The organism is Crenothrix sp., assembly GCF_043729335.1.
GTDB lineage: Bacteria > Pseudomonadota > Gammaproteobacteria > Methylococcales > Methylomonadaceae > Crenothrix.
Genome location: NZ_JAYTLQ010000056.1, coordinates 15413 through 33476, shown reverse-complemented (window position 1 = coordinate 33476; position 18064 = coordinate 15413). Strand labels below are relative to the sequence as shown.

Below are 18064 nucleotides of genomic sequence, written 5' to 3'. Positions count from 1 at the left end.
AAAAATATCCATAACACCTAATTTATGCTGACTAATCTACCTTTTGCTTATCAAATAAAGCACAGTGCACGCGCCACTCGGGTACGTATTGTCGTTAAACCAGGTAAAGTTGAAGTGGTTATTCCGCTAAAAGGTGTGTCAGAAAAGCACGTAGACCAATTTGTGCACGAAAAACGCCAATGGATAGAGCAAACTTTGGCAAAAATAGCGCAGATAACCCAACCTCATAGCAGTCCAATACCTGATGTTTACACCAATGACACGGAAATCTTGTACCGCGGTAAGGGTTATAGGCTCTCTATTCAATCTACAAAATTAAAACGCTTAAAAATTGAATTTACCGATTATTTTATAGTGTATGTGCCCGAGGGTTTGCCGCTTGAACAGCATAGCGAAGCCATCAAAAAAGCCTTGTTGCAGTGGCTAAGAAAACAAACGCTGGTGCAGGTGCAAGTGGCTGTTAATCAACACGCTGAAAGAAAGCAGTTATTCCCCCGCAGTATCACCATTAAATCGCAAAAAAGCCGTTGGGGCAGTTGCGGCTTTCAGGGTGATATTAATATTAACTGGTTATTGATTTTAGCTCCGCCGGAAGTATTGGAATATGTGGTAGTGCATGAGCTGTGCCACATTCAGGTTAAAAACCACTCCAGGCAATTTTGGGATTTAGTGACTGAGCATTTGCCGGATTATCTACAACGTCGGCGCTGGCTGAAAACCCAGGGACGCAGTCTGATGGCCTTTCATGACTAAAAAACTGAAAACCAGTTACGTTTGCGAACGTTGCGGAGCTGATTTCCCGCGCTGGAATGGCCAATGCACCAGTTGTGGTGAATGGAATACCATCAAAGAAATCAAACTGGCTCCTGAACGGAGTGCGCGATCTGTGGGTTATGCAGGTGGCCGTTCTGAAGTTAAGTTATTGTCGGATGTTGATCTGGTACACACCGAACGGGTGTCTACCGGTATGTCGGAATTTGACCGTGTGCTGGGCGGCGGTGTGGTCAGGGGCGGCGTGGCACTTATTGGCGGTGCGCCCGGCACGGGTAAAAGTACCCTGTTGTTACAGGTCGTCGCCAATATGGCAGCGCAAGGTGAACGGGTATTATATGTCTCGGGTGAGGAATCTTTGCAGCAAATTGCCGAACGTGCGCACAGGTTAAAATTGCCTGCTGAGAAAATTATGATGCTGGCGGAAACGTCGGTGCAAACTATTTGCAACGTAGTCACAGAAATTAATCCGCATATTTTAGTCATTGATTCCATTCAGGTGGTTTACACAGAAAATACCGATTCTGCGCCCGGTTCTGTGTCGCAAGTGAGAGAATCTGCCAGTTACTTGACGCAATATGCCAAAAAACACAATGTCTGTGTGTTTATGGTGGGGCATGTGACCAAAGACCAATCCTTGGCAGGGCCTATGACCTTAAGCCATATTGTCGATACCCAAGTCATACTGACATCCACAGACGATGCGCGGTTTCGTATCTTACGGGCCGATAAAAACCGTTTTGGCAGTGTGGGCGAGCTGGGTTTTTTTGCGATGGACAGTTCCGGCCTTAAGGAAGTTAAAAATCCTTCTGCCTTGTTTTTAAACCGCCAAGCGCCTTGTGCAGGCAGTGTAGTAACGGTGTTATGGGAAGGGTCGCGGCCTTTGGTGGTGGAGATACAATCGTTGGTGATTGCCTGCCAGTACGGCAATCCCAGACGCTTGGCGGTAGGTATTGATCAAAATCGTTTGGCGATGTTGCTGGCTGTATTAACACGACATGGCAATGTATTTACCGCGCAGGAAGAAATTTACGTTAACGTGGTCGGTGGCATTAAAATTACCGAAACCAGTTCTGATTTGGCCATTGTGGTCAGTGTGGTGTCCAGTTTAAAAAACAAGATTATTCCTCAGCAGGTGTTGTTTTTTGGCGAGCTGGGGTTGAGTGGGGAAATCAGGGCCGTAAGTAATGGCCAGGCGCGGCTTGTTGATGCGATTAAACATGGTTTTAAAATTGCCGTAATTCCTAAAGCCAATGCACCTAAACAGGCAATTGCCGGTTTGCAGGTTTATGCGGTAGCTACGTTGTCTGAGGCTTTGGAGGTGATGTTCGGATTATCCAGTGTCAGTCCTATGGCTCTCAAATGATGAGCTCTTTTACTTCGGCAGTATCCTAATGTTTACGCATCTTAAAGTTGCTTTGATGCAGTCTTGGGCGACAACCCCGCCTTGGAAACCGTGATAATAATCGCCATAATCGCTGTTTAGATAACATTGGGTTGCAGGTTAAAGTGTAAGTCTGGCTAATCCGCCTTGTATGAGTTGCCGGGTTACGGCGCAAACACGGCGCATATCCCATTATTTTCCAAGTTGCCATAAGTTGGGCAAGCGTCTACGCAACTTGTTGAAACGCTGCTTTTGGTTTCGCCAGTTATCGGATCAACAAATGCGGCACCTCCGTAAGTCCTCATTTCAATTTTAGGGGCAATACAGCCCGATGCAGTAACACACTGGCCATTTGTAGCCTGATAACCGGCCTTGCAGTTAACAATCGGCAAATAGAACTGCCTGGCATTAAACACAAGGCCAGGGCCAGTCACTCCGTATTCAGTTCGATTATAGCCTTGCGCCAGTAAAATGGATTTGTTGGCAAGCACGGCATTTGCAGTATCCTGCTTTTTTGGGGTGGTTTTTACAAACCCCAGATTTATACCGGATAAAGATCGTGTGGTAGTGGTATTCAACACAGTTTCATCATAGGAAAAACAAGGCGTGGTAATACAAACAATTCCATTGTTTTTTAAGCTTACAAATACACCTGTTACTGGTGTGTTGGTGGCTGGTTCATAAGCCGAGTACACAGAAAGCAGCCCTAAATTGCCAAACCCTGAGTATTGTTTAGGCGAAATCCAGCCATACACCAATAGGTTTTGGCTATCGACAGCAGGCGCACTAGCAAAGTTAAGCCAACTTACAGTAGCGATGTAGCATTCATTTTTATATTTGCCATCTGCACAACGGGTTTTTGTGCTATTTACCTGTTGGATAAATACCCCACCACACAAGGGCGACACACACTTACGGTTATCGTGCCGCAGGTTAAAATAACCGTGTTGGTGGTTGTCGCGGTCAGGCTTGGTTATCATGGCTTTAAAGCTATACTCAATCAAATTGCCATCAAAAGGGCGGTTATCTACGGCCCCGGTGATGCTGATCTTTTCACCATCAAACGTACCGTGATAGCCTTTATCAAAGCCATTTTTATCCGGTGCAGCATAAATGATGCTGTCTTTAAATGTACCAGCCAATTGGGGCAATAAAAATGATTCTTCTGGTTTAGTCACCAGTTTGGTATTTAAGAAACGAATTTTGCCCTTATCCAAACCCATGCCGAAACTGCCGGTCAATTTGCTTTTAACGGGTTTGAACAAATGGGCACGAGCCGGCGTTACTACTACAAATCCGCTAGTAATGGTTAAGAAATGTACGCTTTCTGCGGCAATACTTATACGTGATGTAAAAACGGAAACGGCTATGCTGCATAACAAAATAATTATTTTATTCATATTTCTCTACCTCAGAATGTGACAAAAACAAGCAGAAAGCACTTGTTTGCTACTATAAAAGTATAGTTTCTTTTGTGAGAAGAGTGCCAGGAGTGTTTAGGTTAATGGTTAATTTTCCAGAACTATATATATAGACTTTCAGATAAATAACTTCCACTGACTACCCTATAACACATTGATTAAAAATAATTTTTTTTTAAAAAAATGGAAATTATTTATCTGAAAAACTATAGGACGTAATACGGTAGTGGTATGTTTACATGGGCATTATTCGGTACTTTTAATTACGGCTTATCGGATTTTGTGATTGGTGGATTGCCTATCGGCAAATCCGCCTTAAGAGTTACTGGTTTGTTATTTAGCTGGCTATCGGCATGATGTTTGGCAATGCTATAATGCAACCATCTAAATCCATCAGGTAGATAGAGGTTTATGGCTTATTCAATACCACGCGATGCCTTTCAATTATTAGAAGAGGCGTTTAATCATGACAGGCAAAAAGCGGAAATTTTTGCGAAAGCTATAGAAGGCTCTATTCAAGCGATTGAGCATCATTCTGAAGAGCTTATTGTTCATAAAAAAGAAGCAATTAAGTCAGAGCTGTACAATGAATTACGAGCAGAATTGGCGACTAAAGAATTTGTGCGCGCAGAAATTAGTACGCTTCGCGCAGAATTGAGTGCTGAGATCAGCGTAGTGCGGTCAGAACTTAAGCAAAATACATTATGGTTAAAAATATTGGTGGGGATTGCTATATTTGGGTTAACGTTATTTAATCCTGCCTTTGTTAAGTTGGTTGAGCTGGTAATGAGTAAGTAATTGTAAGTTATTATTTTTACAATACAATCGCACATTTCAGTGCAAACTTGTTTATCCTCTTGTTCTTTAATAACTGGCTTGAATGATAATGGAATCCAGCTCTGGGGGCGATTTGCAGGCACGAAACCAACTTACGGGCTTACCGCTTTAAAAGTGATAAGGCTTAATTCCATAGATGGTTCGTAGCCCGTAGGAGTTGCCTAAATGCACAATAAAGCGCATCATTTGATGACCAACTAAAGGAGAATGCCATGCGTACTACCGTTGTATTAGATGATGAGTTACTGGAAAAAGCCCAAGCCCTAACCAATCTAAAAGAAAAAACCAGCCTGCTAAAAGAAGCCTTAAAAGCCCTGATAGAACGCGAAAGTGCAAAGCGTTTAGCCAGCTTAGGCGGCATAGAGCCCGACTTGCAGGCTATTTCACGCCGGCAAACCGAACTTTAAAAAATGGTATTAGTTGACTCTTCCGTGTGGATTGACCATCTTCGCAAAACCGAACCTTTATTAGTTAACCTGTTACAAAATAACAGCGTGTTGGTGCATTCTTTTGTGCGTGGTGAGCTGGCATTAGGTAATCTACCGCAACGCCAGACCATTTTGGGTCTGTTAAATAATTTGCCACAAGCGCCCGTTATTTTTGCTGACGAAATCAATCCGTTCATAGAATCACATGCGTTGTTTGGTTTAGGCATAGGGCTTGTTGATGTGCATTTGTTAGCTTCTGTTCAACTGGCCAGGAATGCCAAATTATGGACACGAGATAAGCGCTTATTAGCGGTTGCCTTACGGTTTAACGTGGCAATGCTGGCGTAATTATGTGTAGGAATATCGTAGGGCGTTTTCGCGATAGCAAAACGCCATCAATATGTTCCCAAATGGTGGATTGCCTATCGGCGAATCCGCCTTGCAGCTTTACGTTATCGCTATGCGCCCTAGTGATTGCGGCTTACGTGTGTTTACCCCATCTTATTGAGTCAGAACCCAAATGATAGGCTTCCTATTCAGAAAATCCGGTTTTGGCTTTATTCAACAGTTCTTGTCCCCGTTCGGCTTTTTCCTGCCCACGTTGGGCGCGAATTTCAAACTGCGTTTTTAAATCAAACTCAGCTAGAATCAGGGTGGTGACTTCCTCCAGCAAATGGTTGACGCTCATGCCTTTGCTTTTGGCAAGCGCCTTTAGACGTTGATGTTTTTGTTCAGGTAATCTCAGGGTTAACGCACTCATAAGGTGTCTCCTCGTAAAAACGTTTCGGGTGTCAGCAGGGAAAGTTCTGGAAATAACAATTCACCGCTTTTTAAATCTCTAATATTCCGCGACACTATGCATTGGGCATGGCCTGCCACGGCAAGTTCAATCAAATGGTTGTCGGCTTCATCTTTTAGGTTGGGTCGCCAGCCGAAATAGATGTCTGTCCAACGGCACACACCAAAAAAGATGTCCAGCAATTCGTTGCGTTCAGTTTTGTTCAAGTGACACGCCTTGAAGATGTCTTCACGGTTAATCACGTCGCTGTATTCGGCAAACAGGGCTGCCCCCATCAGTGGCGTATGGTCTTCGCGTAGGCAAGACGCAACCACTTCGTTAGCAGAACCCGTGCCCAAAATGGTAGCATATTTGCTACCATAGAAGCTACTGAACTATAGGGTGCATTAGCGATAGCGCATTCAGCCGTATGTTTGCATGGGCATTATTCGGTACTTTTAATTACGGCTTATCGGATTCTGTGATTGGTGGATTGCCTATCGGCGAATCCGTCTTACGAGTTCTTTCTCTAAATAAATCAACACATAACTTGTTTTCCTGTAATGGGGTAAGCTAATCCTTGTTTTTGCATACATTTGTACATACAATAAAAGGATGAAAATTGAATTCGATAGCCACAAAGCTGCTCTTAACTTAAAAAAGCATGATGTTAGTTTTACCGAGGCGGCAAGCTGTTTATTAGATGCAATGGCTTTGGTGCGTGAAGACAAGGATGTAGAAGGTGAAAACCGCTGGGTATTGTTAGGTATGAGTGATCAAGCACGGCTATTGCTAGTCGTATACACCGTGCGTGGAGAATCCATTCGAATTATTTCAGCTAGAAAACCGACAACGAGAGAGGTGAGTTATTATGGATAAAGAGTATGATTTTACGAATGCCAAACGTGCTCATGATGTGCCGCATTTGGCACAATTACAAGCCGAACAGGGTGGTAAGTCGCGGATTACGATACGTGTTGATAATGATACGTTAGCGATTTTTAAGGCCCGTGCTGAAATGAGCGGTGGAAATTATCAAACACTTATGAATGAGGCTTTACGGCAATTTGCTCAAGGCATAACGTTAGCGGATGTTGTGCGGGAGACTATTCGAAAAGAGTTGCATCCAACTTGAAAAGTATTAGGCGGAATACGTAGCTTATTCTATGGCATGATTTACATAAGCATCATTGGGCGCATTACGTTATCGCTATGCGCCTTATTGATTGGAGCTTTAGCAATGCTGGGGTGTATGTTCCACTTTAGCGTAAGCATATTTCGTAGGGCGTTTTCGCGATAGCAAAACGCCATCAATATCCTCCGAAATGGCGGATTGCCTAACGGCGAATCTGCCTTACAGCTTTTATTGATTGCGGTTTATCGAATTCCTAAGCTCTTCTTATTGTTATTTTATTGTTTTATATTTATGCTTTCTAAACTTCATTTAACGACACTATTGATTATTTCTGCTCTTGTGGGCGGAATAGTTTTATTGGCCAATGGCGTTGCCGTCAAAATTAGCTGGCTTAGTGCGGTGTCGGCCACCATTACGGTTATTTCTCTACTACTTTTAGGTTTTCAAAAGTGGTTTTGGCGATGGCGTTGTTTACACGGCTGGTTTGTTGAAAAACCTGATGTTCGTGGAACTTGGAAAGTCACGCTGAAAAGCACATGGAAAGACCCTAATACTGGCGAATCGCCACCAGAAATCGAAGCTTATCTTGCGGTGCGACAAACTTATTCACAGCTTAGTTTTCGGTTGATGACAGCAGAACAAAATTCAGAATTAATCAGTTCTACGATTCAACGTGCGGAGGATGGCCTTTATAAAATCAGTGGCATTTATCGCAGTGAACCTTTGCTTTCTATTCGAGAACGCAGCCCTATTCATTTTGGCGCAATGATTGTTACTGTGATAGGCGACCCACCAAGCGGATTAAATGGGCATTATTGGACGGATAGAAATAGCTCAGGAGAATTTAACGCAACGATGAAAAAAGAAGATTTGTATTCTGATTATGTTAGTGCCAAAAGTGCTTTTGAAGCTATTGATAATGGGTAATGCGATGAGAGGCAAAGGTATATTGTTATTCATGTGGGGCTATCAGGAACATTACCGTTTTTCAGTCGGTTATTTAGCGAAACAAGTATTTGAGACATTAGGAATATCCATTGAACCAAAAGCATTAGTTGTTGGTGTACGCCGTCCTGAAAGCAAGAATAGAAATAAGGTCTGTGTTGAACCAGAAAATGGTGAATGGTCAATTGATTTATTTTCTGGATTACTTGATAGAGTTGAGGATATTTTTGAAAAGCATCCAAGCCAAAACATAATTTATGGTGATGATTTATCTATGCGTGAAAAGCCTGAACATATTCGGCGTGATTCCGTTAGTTCTGCTGTTGGGGAAGCTTTAAAACCTTATGATGATAAATATAAAGTCCGTTCATTTTGCGGAGTGTCTTATCCAGTTGATGAATATTATGTTGTTCCTGTTATTCAAGTACCCGAAGGAGTTTTTGAGCAATATCCACCTCTTCACGGAGAAATTAGATGGCACAGCATGGCTGGTTATTCAAGTTTTATTCATGCTGCAATATCAATGTTACTTGCAGAAGCAACTGGCGAATTAAAACGTCCTGACTCAGGGCGTGGAATATCATTCGGTTCGAGACCTGAAGAACTTACATACCAAACTGCTAAAAATTTTCTAAGAACATTTGGCATACTTATCAAAGATTCAAATTGTTATCTTGATATGTTAAGTCAACTAAATCTTGTTTCCTCATTAATGTATGAAAGGGCAGAAGGGAAAGGTCGATTATTACTGGTAAACCCTGAAAATCCAGCAATTGATTACAGATTACATTTTATTGAGCCAGTACCATTTAATGAACCACGATGGGCGCGGAAAATTCTACAAATGGCTTCGCAAGACATCATGTTGATAGCCGATTGTGAAAAAATTCATGGTTTAGGAAAACTCAATGAAAATCACGATGCGACACAGCAAGATGCTTTTATTGTTGATTTTTTAGACCATTATCACTGGCAATTACGTTGTGGCGAACAAGTTTTAATTCAAAGTGAATACGGCAAACCTTCATTGCCAAAAGAAGTTATTAGCCGCGATAGATTCTTGGATAATTACTCACGTTTATTTCCGCAAACATCCTCAGAACAACAAAATCATATTTGGCAGTTGTTCAATTTTGCAATAAAACAAAATCATGGCAGTTCGCTAATCATAGCAAATGATGCAGAAAGCGAAGCAGAGCGTTTGGCACGACAAGGTACAACAATTAAACCTGTTTTGATGACAACAGAACTGTTTCAGCGTGTCAGCGGTATAGATGGCACTATTATTCTTGACCCTTTTGGTATTTGTCATGCAATAGGTGTCATTCTTGATGGCTTTGCAAATGAACAATGCACACCTTCGCGCGGTTCGCGGTTTAATTCAGGTGTTCGTTATGTGGAAGCCAATAAAAAACAACGATTAGCAATTGTTGTATCGGATGATAAAATGGTTGATATTTTTCCGTTGCTTAGACCTAGAATTGAAAAAGCAAAAATCATTCAAGTTATTGAGCAATTAGAACAAGCAACAGAGGATAATTATCACAAACCACGAAATTGGCTTGATGAACATCGGTTTTATCTTGATGCCGAACAGTGTGAATGTGCAAATACAGCACTCACCCGAATAAAAAATCTACCACAGGATGTAAGTGAAATTAGGTATTTGGGTAATAGTTTTGAACCACACCCAGATATGGAGGATAGTTATTTTCTGCCTACAACAGGGCCATAGGATGTGCTAAACAAAGTGAAACGCATCAATCACGAGCGCTGCGCTAGCTTGAATCGGCGCATCCTATATGAGCCAATAACAACTCAGGTTTGATAGATGTCGGCCTCAAACACGGTCATAATCTTCCGGCGGAACATCTGCCACCTTATCCAATACGCTTAATGCGTGCTGCCGCGAGCCGCGATCTGTCCGTTCCTGTAAATAAGCTTCCGTATTCAACGCCGAAATCTTTTCAGCAATAGCATTGACAATAAACTGATTAATGGAGGTATTGCCCTTCAACTTTTCAATCTCTGCCTTATAGTAATCGGGTATTCTCAGCGCATTGTCATCTTATTTCTCCTGTAAACGCCAATTGTGCCGGGAGTAATCGGCTGGATAGTAAACTTTAATCGATATTCGAAGTTTTTAAAACTTAGCATAGATTTTTTGGGCTTAATGCTATTAAAAATGAAGCTATGACTGACTTCGGTTTTTTGTGTGACAAAACTGTCGGGCATTAATACAGAACATTGCAACAAACGCCTGATATCTGTATTCTGATCCTTATGCAGATACATCTTATTTCAGTGGGAAATCGTATGCCTGGTTGGGTGCAACAGGGCTACGATGAATATGCCAAACGCTTGCCGCGCGAGTGTGCATTGATGTTAAAAGAAATCGTTCCCGGCAAACGCGGTAAAAATAGTGATGTAGCGCGTATTGTAAAAGAGGAAGGCGACAGAATGATCGCCGCCATACCCCAATATGCCCATGTTGTCAGCCTGGATATTCCTGGCAAAGCGTGGACAACCCTAGAACTTTCCCAGTCACTCAAACGTTGGCAAGACAGCGGCCAAAATGTTGCTTTATTAATGGGTGGGCCAGAAGGCCTGGCTGAGTCGGTTAAAACATTGGCGAAAGAATCGTGGAGCTTGTCGCCGTTAACGTTTCCGCATCCTTTAGTGCGTATTATTGTCGCCGAGCAGTTGTACCGTGCTTGGAGTGTTCTCAACAACCATCCTTACCACCGCGAATGACCGCACAAATAATTCTGGCTTCCGCCTCGCCACGCAGAAAAGAACTTCTGGATCAAATTGGTGTCGCTTACCGTATTGTTGCCGTTGATATCGATGAATCCGTTAGAATAGGTGAATTGCCGCTGGTTTACGTACAGCGCATGGCCGCAGAAAAGTCCGCCGCATGTGTGGCCAAATGGGGCAATCACTTGCCTGTGTTAGCAGCCGACACTACTGTTGTATTGGGTGATGTTATTATGGGTAAGCCTAAAGACAAGCAGGATGCGCTGTCCATGCTAAGACAGCTATCCGGTGCAACGCATCAGGTTTATACGTCAATCTCATTACGCGGCAATGAACACAGCCAGATGGTTAGCATTACCGAAGTAACCTTCAAACCATTAACCGACGCAGAGCTGGAGCGTTATTGGCACACCGGCGAACCGCTTGATAAGGCCGGTAGTTATGCCATACAGGGCTTAGGCGCGTTGTTTGTTGAATCAATAAAAGGTAGTTTTTCCGGCGTGGTTGGTTTACCGTTATTTGAAACAGGTCAACTTTTAATAAAACAAGGAATACAGTTTTAGCATGAGTGAAGAAATATTAATCAATGTCACGCCGCCGGAAACCCGGGTAGCGGTGATTGAGAATGGCGTATTACAAGAACTGATTATAGAAAGAACGCGCGAACGTGGTTTGGTGGGCAATATATATAAAGGTCAAGTGTGCCGTGTTTTGCCCGGCATGCAAGCGGCTTTTATCGATATTGGCCTGCCCAAAGCGGCTTTTTTGCATCTTTCTGATTTATCCAGCAAGGAGCTGGAAAAAAAAGGTTCCGAGAATATTGAACATTATTTGCACGACAGCCAGTTGATTGTTGTGCAGGTGGTTAAAGATCCTTTAGGCAGTAAAGGCGCGCGCTTAACCACTGAAATCTCCATTCCCTCCCGCTTTCAGGTATACATGCCGTATGCCAGTAATTCCGGGGTTTCGCAGCGTATTGAATGCGCTGAAGAGCGTGCCCGATTACGTGCTTGTTTGGATGCGTTCAGACAAGAACACCAATGCGGCGGTTTTATTGCCCGTACCGCTGCCGAATGTGTGGAAGAATCGGTATTAATTGCCGACATGAACTTTTTAGTGAAGTTATGGGAGTCCATCTCAGAAAAGATCATCACTGCCAAAGCCAAAGAATTTATCCATAAAGATTTGCCGCTCAGCATCCGCACCTTAAGAGATTTGTACAAAGAAAGTATCGAACGCATACGGGTGGACTCTAGGGAAACTTACCATCGGCTGGTTGAATTTGCCGAAGTGTTTGTGCCGGAAATTGTGCCGCTGATTGAACATTACACGGGTGAGTGTCCGGTATTTGATATTTACAGTGTGGAAGATGAAATCCAGAAAGCCTTAGATCGTAAAGTTAATTTAAAGTCAGGTGGCCATTTGGTGTTCGATCAAACCGAAGCCATGACCACGGTGGATGTGAATACCGGCGGTTATGTGGGCGGGCGCAACCTGGAAGAAACCATTTTCAAGACTAATTTGGAAGCAGCGCAAACCATTGCCAGACAGCTACGGCTACGTAATCTGGGCGGCATTATTATTATCGATTTTATCGATATGCAAAGTGACGACCATAAAAAGCAGGTGTTACACGCGCTAGAGCGGCATCTGGAAAAAGACCGGGCCAAGTCTAAAATCACCGAAGTCTCCGTGCTGGGTCTGGTGGAAATGACCCGCAAACGCACCCGCGAAAGTCTGGAACATATTTTGTGCGAGCCGTGCAATGCGTGTGGTGGACGTGGCGTGTTAAAAACAGCGGAGTCGATGTGTCTGGAAATATTTAGAGAAATTATCCGCGAAGTGCGATTGTATAAAGTACAGAAGTTACTGGTATTGGCTTCTAATGGCGTGGTTGAAATGCTGCTGGATGAAGAAGCCGATATGCTGGCGGAATTGGAGTTATTTCTAGGCGTGCAAATCAAGTTCAGGGCAGAGAGTGAATACCATCAGGAGCAGTATGATGTGGTACTGCTTTAAATCCTTTAGCGCTCGAAATGCGCACGACGAGCCGCTTGATTTAAGGGTAATACAGTTGCTCTGTTAATCTGCGCATGATTCATCATATTAAACGGGCAACGCGGCATCTTATTTTTTGGTCTTTGATTACCATTACCTTTGCGCTTAGTGGCGTACGGTTACTGTTGTATGGTATCGAACGCTATAAAACGGATTTGGAACAACATGTCAGTGAACTTATCGGTACGCCGGTCAGCATAGGGCGTTTAGGTACGCGGATACGTGGGTTTAGCCCTGAAATTGTCATCAAAGACATCAGCGTTTTATCTGCCAAAAAAAATGAAAAGCCCCCCATACAGCTAGAGCAAATACGGCTAGGCGTTGATTTATTAGAAGTGCTGGCTACCCAGCAACTGTTATCGTCTTCCTGGGTTACCTTGGTAGGCGCAAAGCTGTCTGTAAAACGTAAACCTGACGGCAGTTTTGCACTAATGGGTTTAAAAGCTAATAACGATGACCAGCCTTTATGGTTATTGCAAGGCCATAAGTATGAGTTATTGCAAAGCCAAATCACCTGGCAGGATGAAAAAAGACAGGGTAAGCCGATAATCTTTGATGCCGTCGATCTGGTGATTATGAATGAGGGTGACCGGCATCGGCTCAATATGTTGGCGAACATGCCGAAAAAATACGGTGAACTATTACGCGTCTCTGCCGATTTTACCGGCAATGTCTTCCAGCCTGATAGCATTCACGGCAGCGTGTTTATTGAAGGCAAACACTTGAAGCTGGCTAAATTGGTGACCGGTGACTTGCCGTTGTCTGTACATATCGATTCAGGTATTGGCGATTTTAACGTCTGGACGCAGGTAGAAAATTCACAGCTCAGCGCTATTCAAGGTGATGTACAGTTTCAGGAGGTAAAATTACGACGAACTGGACGTAGCGATTTTGCTGCCAAAACCTTGAAAACTCAATTTTACTGGGGTGTAAAAGAGGACCAGTGGCGCTTAACTGCCGACGATTTGTTGGTGCAACAGGATAATCAGAACGCTAAATCTACTCTGGTATTAGGCGTAGCTGGCACTTACAAAGCAGGGGTTATGCAAAAAGTGGCCTTATTCAGTAAGCGCCTGGATTTGCCGATTATCAGTAAAGCGGTGCTGTTTTTTGCCCCGTTAACAGCGGCGCAGAACCAGCAATTAACCCAGGCAGCAATCAAAGGCCATTTGGAAAACTTTTCCTTATCCGTTAATTTATTATCGAACACGCAGACATTGAACGGGGCTTTTACTAATGTCAGTCTATCCGGCGGCAATGCTGCGGCAATGGGCGTGGAAAATCTGAGTGGCACGGTAAAAGGCACAGATAAACAAGGTAGCGTGCATCTGGCCACCGAAAATGGCCGTTTTATTGCGCCTCAGCTATTTCGTAATCCTTTGAGCTTATATAAGTTGACGGGTACGCTGGATTGGCAGCAAACCAATACACAATGGTTATTATCCAGTCTGTTGTTAGAGCTCAATGCGCCTGTTATTAGCAGCAAAAGCCGTTTGTTTGTGGCGCTGCCCAAAGGCGATGAGCCTGCCTTTTTAGATCTACAAAGTGAATTTGTCGGTGATGATATCAGCAAGGTGACCCAGTATTTACCAGTCGGCATCATGAAAAAAACCGTGGTTGAGTGGCTGGACAAGGCTTTCGTAAAAGGCAAAGTGAGCAAAGGCGGCTTTTTGTTTTATGGAAAACCTACTGATTTTCCTTTTAAAGACGGGCAGGGTGTTTTTGAAACCCTGTTTGATGTCGATCAAACTACCTTGTCTTATCATCCACAGTGGCCCGTCGTTACCGACATTAATGCCGAAGTGCTGTTTTTGCAAAACAGTTTGCAGGTAACGTTGCGGCAAGGCCAAACCCAGCAGATGAAAATTAATCACGCTAAAATCAGTATCCCAGAATTGGGTGCCAGCCCGCACTTGCTAATTGAAGGCGGGTTAGAAAGCGAGATTGCCAATGCGTTACATTTTATGCAAAAAACCCCGTTCCATAGCGGTGTTGATGCGGTATTGAAAGCGATTACCCCTGTGGGTAATGCCCAGATTGGCTTGGATTTGAAAATTCCATTGCGTGAAGATGCCATGGCTAAAGTGCAAGGTGTTGCGCAAGTTAATGACGCTAAATTGACAGTGAAATCCATTGATTTGCCGGTAACCCATCTTAAAGGTGCACTAAAATTTAATGAGCGCGGGGTTTACAGCGACACTATTCAAGCCGATGCCTTACATTATCCGATTAAAATTAATATTGACCAGGCTAGTCAAAAGACAGTGATTAATGTGGCGGGGCGTGCGGCAATAGACGATTTAAAACAGCAATTTCCATCCGCGTGGTGGGACAAATTCTCTGGCGCCAGCGATTACAGTTTAAAGCTGGATTTGCCTGTAGACACGCGCGCACCCGAATTGAACTTACAGTCTGACTTGGTCGGGATAGCCGTGGATATGCCAGATACTTTGGTTAAAGCCACAGACCAGAAAAAACCGCTGTCATTAACGTTTGATTTCGATGATTCGTCTCTATTGCCGGTAGTACTTAATTATGACGATCAATTAAAAATTGCGCTTAAGGTGGATGTAATCAAAAAAACGCTAGAATCAGCGCAAATTTTGGTGGGTTTAGGAAACGTTGCGCAGCCTAAAGTGCCTGGAATAGCGGTCGATATCAACCGTGATCGATTGGTATTGCAAGATTGGTTAGCATTGGCCGCCGCACAATCTGTAAACGGTGAGCATAAAGCTGCCGATGCAGGGATTAACGTTTTAAAGATTCATAGTGCGCACGGCATTTGGAAGGATACTGATTTAGGTGTGTTTGATATCTCTTTAAAGCCGGAAGCTAGCCATTGGTCAGGAACGCTTAACAGCGAGGTGGCAAAAGGTCAGCTGCGTGTGCCCTATCAATTACGCGGCACTGAGAAAATCAGTTTTAATATGGATATGCTGGATTTTTCGTTGTTAAAACAAGCCAATTTAACCCATAAAGAAGCCGAAAAAATCACATTTCAACCCGATCCCGATACAGTGCCTGAAATTATGCCGTTACTGGCAATTTCCAGTAAGAAAACGCTGTGGGACGGCTTCGATTTAGGGCAATTGAATGTGGAAACCGAACGCAAGTTTGATGGTATTGTCTTTAAGCGCTTAGAGTTGGCTAGCAAGGATCATAAGATGCTAGCAACAGGTCGCTGGAAAATAACCGGCAAGCAGTCTGAGACTGTCTTGAAAGGCCATTGGGATTTGCCCAAAGCCGGCGCTTTTTTTAATCAGGTGGGCTTGACTAAAGACTTTACCGAAACTCAGGCCAAGGTTGATTTTGCGCTAAACTGGAAAGCCGCTCCGCAGCAATTTGCCTTGGCTAAATTGAACGGGCAGATGGATATTCATTTTAATCAGGGTCGTATACTGAGTATAGAGCCGGGTTTTGGGCGCGTGTTAGGTGTGTTGGCTTTGGCGCAGTGGATAAAGCGTTTGCAGCTGGATTTTAGCGATGTCTTTCAGGACGGTTTGACATACAACCGTATCGATGGCCATTTTGATATCGTAAATGGCAAGGCCGTCACTAAAAATCTGGTGATTGATGCGATACCGGCAACGATTACCCTAACCGGTGAAGCTGATCTGGTTAAAAAGACAGTGGATTACACGGTGAATGTGGTGCCAAATAGTGCTGATGCCCTGCCTATTGCTGGTACAATTGTAGGCAGACTGACCTCTATAGTGGCTAAAACGTTGACAGGTAAAAACCAGGATGGCTTTCTGTTTGGTTCCCAGTATCAAATCAAAGGTGAGTGGGGTAATGCTAAAATCAGTCAGTTACATAAAGATGAGGGCTTGTTGCAAAAAACCTGGCATGGGCTGACTGATTTTTCATGGTTAAAAAATTAAAAAGACTGACCAGATATCTACAAATGAAAGCGTGTTAGCGAGCTTGGGGAGGTAAAACTCTGGCTTATAATATATTTTCGTGTTTTTCCTGAAAAATATTGCATACTTAAGATAAAGTAACATCGTTAATAACAATAAAAAAAGAAGAATGAGGGGATACAGATGAGTAAATGTGCGGCCATACAAATGGCATCGAGTCCGAGTATCAGTTCCAATTTACTGGAAGCTGAGAAACTGATTGCAGAAGCCGCTCATGCCGGTGCAAAACTGGTAGCGTTGCCGGAAAACTTTGCTTTAATGGGCAATAATGAATTAGACAAGGTTGAAGCCAAAGAACTAGAAGGCTCAGGGCCGATACAACACTTTTTGGCTACGGTCGCCAAAAAATATGGGGTTTGGATAGTGGGTGGCACTATTCCTATTGCTGGCGATGCACCCAATAAAGTCCGTGCGTCTTGTCTGGTTTATGACGACCAAGGCAACCAAGTGGCCCGCTATGACAAAATCCATTTATTTGATGTCAATGTGCCAGGTACCAATGAAGTCTACCGTGAATCCGACTCGATAGAGCCTGGCAGCGCCATACAAGTTTTTGATACGCCGTTTGGCCGCTTGGGTCTTGCCGTATGTTATGACCTGCGTTTTCCAGAGTTTTTTAGAAAAATGAGTGAGCAGGGCGTAGAGATTGTGATTGTGCCGTCTGCTTTTACCGCAGAAACCGGCGCTGCGCACTGGGAATTACTGGTACGTGCCAGGGCAATAGAAAATTTATGCTACATCATTGCACCGGATCAAGGTGGCTTTCATTTGAATGGCCGAAAAACGTACGGACATAGCATGATCGTAGATGCCTGGGGAGGGGTGTTGGATTGCCAGAAAACCGGCAGCGGTTTTGTGATTGCCGACATAGATCGTGACCGCTTGGAAAAAGTCCGCACTACTTTTCCTGTTTTAAATCATCGTCGATTTATATGACTAATAGACTAACTCTCGTTAACAGCTTTATTTTTGCTACTGTATTAAGCGCTTGTGGTACGGTGCAAGATCGCCAATATACTGACAACGATTTTTTGGAGCGCCCCCCCACGCTGGCAAGTTCTTTGGTGTCCAGCGACGAGGCGAAGCCTGCTGTTAGCGAGGAAGCCCCTAAAAAAGCCGATAAAGGTCTAGGTGCTGATGTCAGTATTAACAACCAAAGCCCTTTGCAGCTCAGTGTGAAACGTTCTTTCGATATTACCTGGCACGATCTTGAATTAATACTCAAACAAAAAGAGATTGAAATCAAAGATCGCGAACATGATAAAGGCCAGTATTATGTTACTTTTGATGCGGATGATTATCAATCTGAAGACAGTGGATTTTTGGATAAATCCACGTCATTTTTTAAAAACGACTATAAGCCGGTGGTTTACATACTGACTGTGGAGCAAGACGGCAGCGATTCCAGAATTAGTGCCGCCGTAGCCAATGAAGCCGAACAAACTAACCACGGATTGCAAAGTGATAAAGATAGTAACTTGACAGATGGCCCCGACAAGTTATTACTATCCTTGTACAAAAGCTTACGCGACGACTTGGTTGAAGATTAGGATTTGTAGGTAGAGACGCAAAATCTTGCGTCTCTATCGTCATTAAGTCGGATAAAGGCTTGTCTGCCGCTGTCGTCTCG

Annotated in this window: 20 protein-coding genes; 16 read left to right on the top strand and 4 right to left on the bottom strand. The window is 43.6% G+C overall.

The window, feature by feature from the left end:
* The first annotated feature begins 24 nt into the window (after positions 1 to 24).
* Together ACHZC4_RS12775 and radA are read left to right on the top strand one after the other, a co-directional pair.
* The gene (locus ACHZC4_RS12775) at positions 25 to 753 is read left to right on the top strand and encodes a M48 family metallopeptidase (protein WP_394754249.1); all 729 of its coding nucleotides are present in this window, start codon (positions 25 to 27) and stop codon (positions 751 to 753) included.
* Complete coding sequence (gene radA, locus ACHZC4_RS12770; protein WP_394754248.1) at positions 746 to 2137, top strand: DNA repair protein RadA; 1392 nt, start codon at positions 746 to 748, stop codon at positions 2135 to 2137. The genes ACHZC4_RS12775 and radA overlap by 8 nt, the downstream gene beginning before the upstream one ends.
* Positions 2138 to 2319: 182 nt before the next feature.
* On the opposite strand, the gene ACHZC4_RS12765 is transcribed toward radA, so the two are convergent.
* A complete protein-coding gene (locus ACHZC4_RS12765; protein WP_394754247.1) occupies positions 2320 to 3555 on the bottom strand; it encodes a DUF6748 domain-containing protein in 1236 nt (411 codons plus the stop codon).
* Between the two features lie 252 nt (positions 3556 to 3807).
* Here ACHZC4_RS12765 and ACHZC4_RS12760 point away from each other — a divergent pair, with 252 nt between their 5' ends.
* From ACHZC4_RS12760 to ACHZC4_RS12745, 4 genes are all read left to right on the top strand, one after another.
* Positions 3808 to 3933, top strand: coding sequence for a hypothetical protein (locus ACHZC4_RS12760; RefSeq protein WP_394754246.1), 126 nt, complete (start codon positions 3808 to 3810; stop codon positions 3931 to 3933).
* Positions 3934 to 3987: 54 nt separating this feature from the next.
* Positions 3988 to 4374 carry a hypothetical protein gene (locus ACHZC4_RS12755; RefSeq protein WP_394754245.1) on the top strand — a complete coding sequence of 129 codons (387 nt, stop codon included), beginning with the start codon at positions 3988 to 3990 and terminating at the stop codon, positions 4372 to 4374.
* 251 nt (positions 4375 to 4625) lie between these two features.
* Complete coding sequence (locus tag ACHZC4_RS12750; RefSeq protein ID WP_394754244.1) at positions 4626 to 4820, top strand: type II toxin-antitoxin system VapB family antitoxin; 195 nt, start codon at positions 4626 to 4628, stop codon at positions 4818 to 4820.
* A gap of 3 nt (positions 4821 to 4823) precedes the next feature.
* Entirely contained in the window at positions 4824 to 5189 is a 366-nt protein-coding gene (locus ACHZC4_RS12745; protein ID WP_394754243.1) for a type II toxin-antitoxin system VapC family toxin, read from the top strand.
* A gap of 184 nt (positions 5190 to 5373) precedes the next feature.
* Here the strand turns inward: ACHZC4_RS12745 and ACHZC4_RS12740 are convergent, their stop codons facing one another.
* Positions 5374 to 5601 (bottom strand): toxin-antitoxin system HicB family antitoxin, encoded by a 228-nt coding sequence (locus tag ACHZC4_RS12740; RefSeq protein WP_394754242.1) that lies wholly within the window; start codon positions 5599 to 5601, stop codon positions 5374 to 5376.
* Positions 5598 to 5978: a putative toxin-antitoxin system toxin component, PIN family gene (locus ACHZC4_RS12735; RefSeq protein WP_394754241.1), complete on the bottom strand. Its 381-nt coding sequence runs from the start codon at positions 5976 to 5978 to the stop codon at positions 5598 to 5600. Before ACHZC4_RS12735 ends, ACHZC4_RS12740 begins: the two co-directional genes overlap by 4 nt.
* 256 nt (positions 5979 to 6234) lie before the next feature.
* On the opposite strand from ACHZC4_RS12735, the gene ACHZC4_RS12730 reads away from it, so the two are divergent.
* The 4 genes from ACHZC4_RS12730 (at position 6235) to ACHZC4_RS12715 (ending at position 9434) form a co-directional block, all read left to right on the top strand.
* Entirely contained in the window at positions 6235 to 6498 is a 264-nt protein-coding gene (locus ACHZC4_RS12730) for a BrnT family toxin (RefSeq protein ID WP_394754240.1), read from the top strand.
* Positions 6491 to 6754 carry a BrnA antitoxin family protein gene (locus tag ACHZC4_RS12725; RefSeq protein WP_394754239.1) on the top strand — a complete coding sequence of 88 codons (264 nt, stop codon included), beginning with the start codon at positions 6491 to 6493 and terminating at the stop codon, positions 6752 to 6754. Before ACHZC4_RS12730 ends, ACHZC4_RS12725 begins: the two co-directional genes overlap by 8 nt.
* 198 nt (positions 6755 to 6952) lie before the next feature.
* Entirely contained in the window at positions 6953 to 7681 is a 729-nt protein-coding gene (locus tag ACHZC4_RS12720; protein ID WP_394754238.1) for a hypothetical protein, read from the top strand.
* Positions 7674 to 9434 carry a hypothetical protein gene (locus tag ACHZC4_RS12715; protein WP_394754237.1) on the top strand — a complete coding sequence of 587 codons (1761 nt, stop codon included), beginning with the start codon at positions 7674 to 7676 and terminating at the stop codon, positions 9432 to 9434. Before ACHZC4_RS12720 ends, ACHZC4_RS12715 begins: the two co-directional genes overlap by 8 nt.
* Before the next feature lie 105 nt (positions 9435 to 9539).
* Here ACHZC4_RS12715 and ACHZC4_RS12710 read toward each other — a convergent pair whose 3' ends face one another.
* Complete coding sequence (locus ACHZC4_RS12710) at positions 9540 to 9716, bottom strand: hypothetical protein (protein WP_394754236.1); 177 nt, start codon at positions 9714 to 9716, stop codon at positions 9540 to 9542.
* Between the two features lie 266 nt (positions 9717 to 9982).
* Between ACHZC4_RS12710 and rlmH the strand changes: the two genes are divergently transcribed.
* The 6 genes from rlmH (at position 9983) to bamC (ending at position 17984) form a co-directional block, all read left to right on the top strand.
* Positions 9983 to 10453, top strand: coding sequence for a 23S rRNA (pseudouridine(1915)-N(3))-methyltransferase RlmH (gene rlmH, locus ACHZC4_RS12705; RefSeq protein ID WP_394754235.1), 471 nt, complete (start codon positions 9983 to 9985; stop codon positions 10451 to 10453).
* Positions 10450 to 11019, top strand: a complete 570-nt coding sequence (locus ACHZC4_RS12700) for a Maf family protein (RefSeq protein ID WP_394754234.1) — start codon at positions 10450 to 10452, stop codon at positions 11017 to 11019. Before rlmH ends, ACHZC4_RS12700 begins: the two co-directional genes overlap by 4 nt.
* A 1-nt stretch (position 11020) precedes the next feature.
* Positions 11021 to 12475, top strand: a complete 1455-nt coding sequence (rng, locus tag ACHZC4_RS12695; RefSeq protein ID WP_394754233.1) for a ribonuclease G — start codon at positions 11021 to 11023, stop codon at positions 12473 to 12475.
* A gap of 74 nt (positions 12476 to 12549) precedes the next feature.
* Positions 12550 to 16395, top strand: coding sequence for a YhdP family protein (locus ACHZC4_RS12690; RefSeq protein ID WP_394754232.1), 3846 nt, complete (start codon positions 12550 to 12552; stop codon positions 16393 to 16395).
* Between the two features lie 162 nt (positions 16396 to 16557).
* Positions 16558 to 17370, top strand: a complete 813-nt coding sequence (locus ACHZC4_RS12685; RefSeq protein ID WP_394754231.1) for a carbon-nitrogen hydrolase family protein — start codon at positions 16558 to 16560, stop codon at positions 17368 to 17370.
* Positions 17367 to 17984, top strand: a complete 618-nt coding sequence (bamC, locus tag ACHZC4_RS12680; RefSeq protein WP_394754230.1) for an outer membrane protein assembly factor BamC — start codon at positions 17367 to 17369, stop codon at positions 17982 to 17984. Before ACHZC4_RS12685 ends, bamC begins: the two co-directional genes overlap by 4 nt.
* Positions 17985 to 18064: the final 80 nt, after the last annotated feature.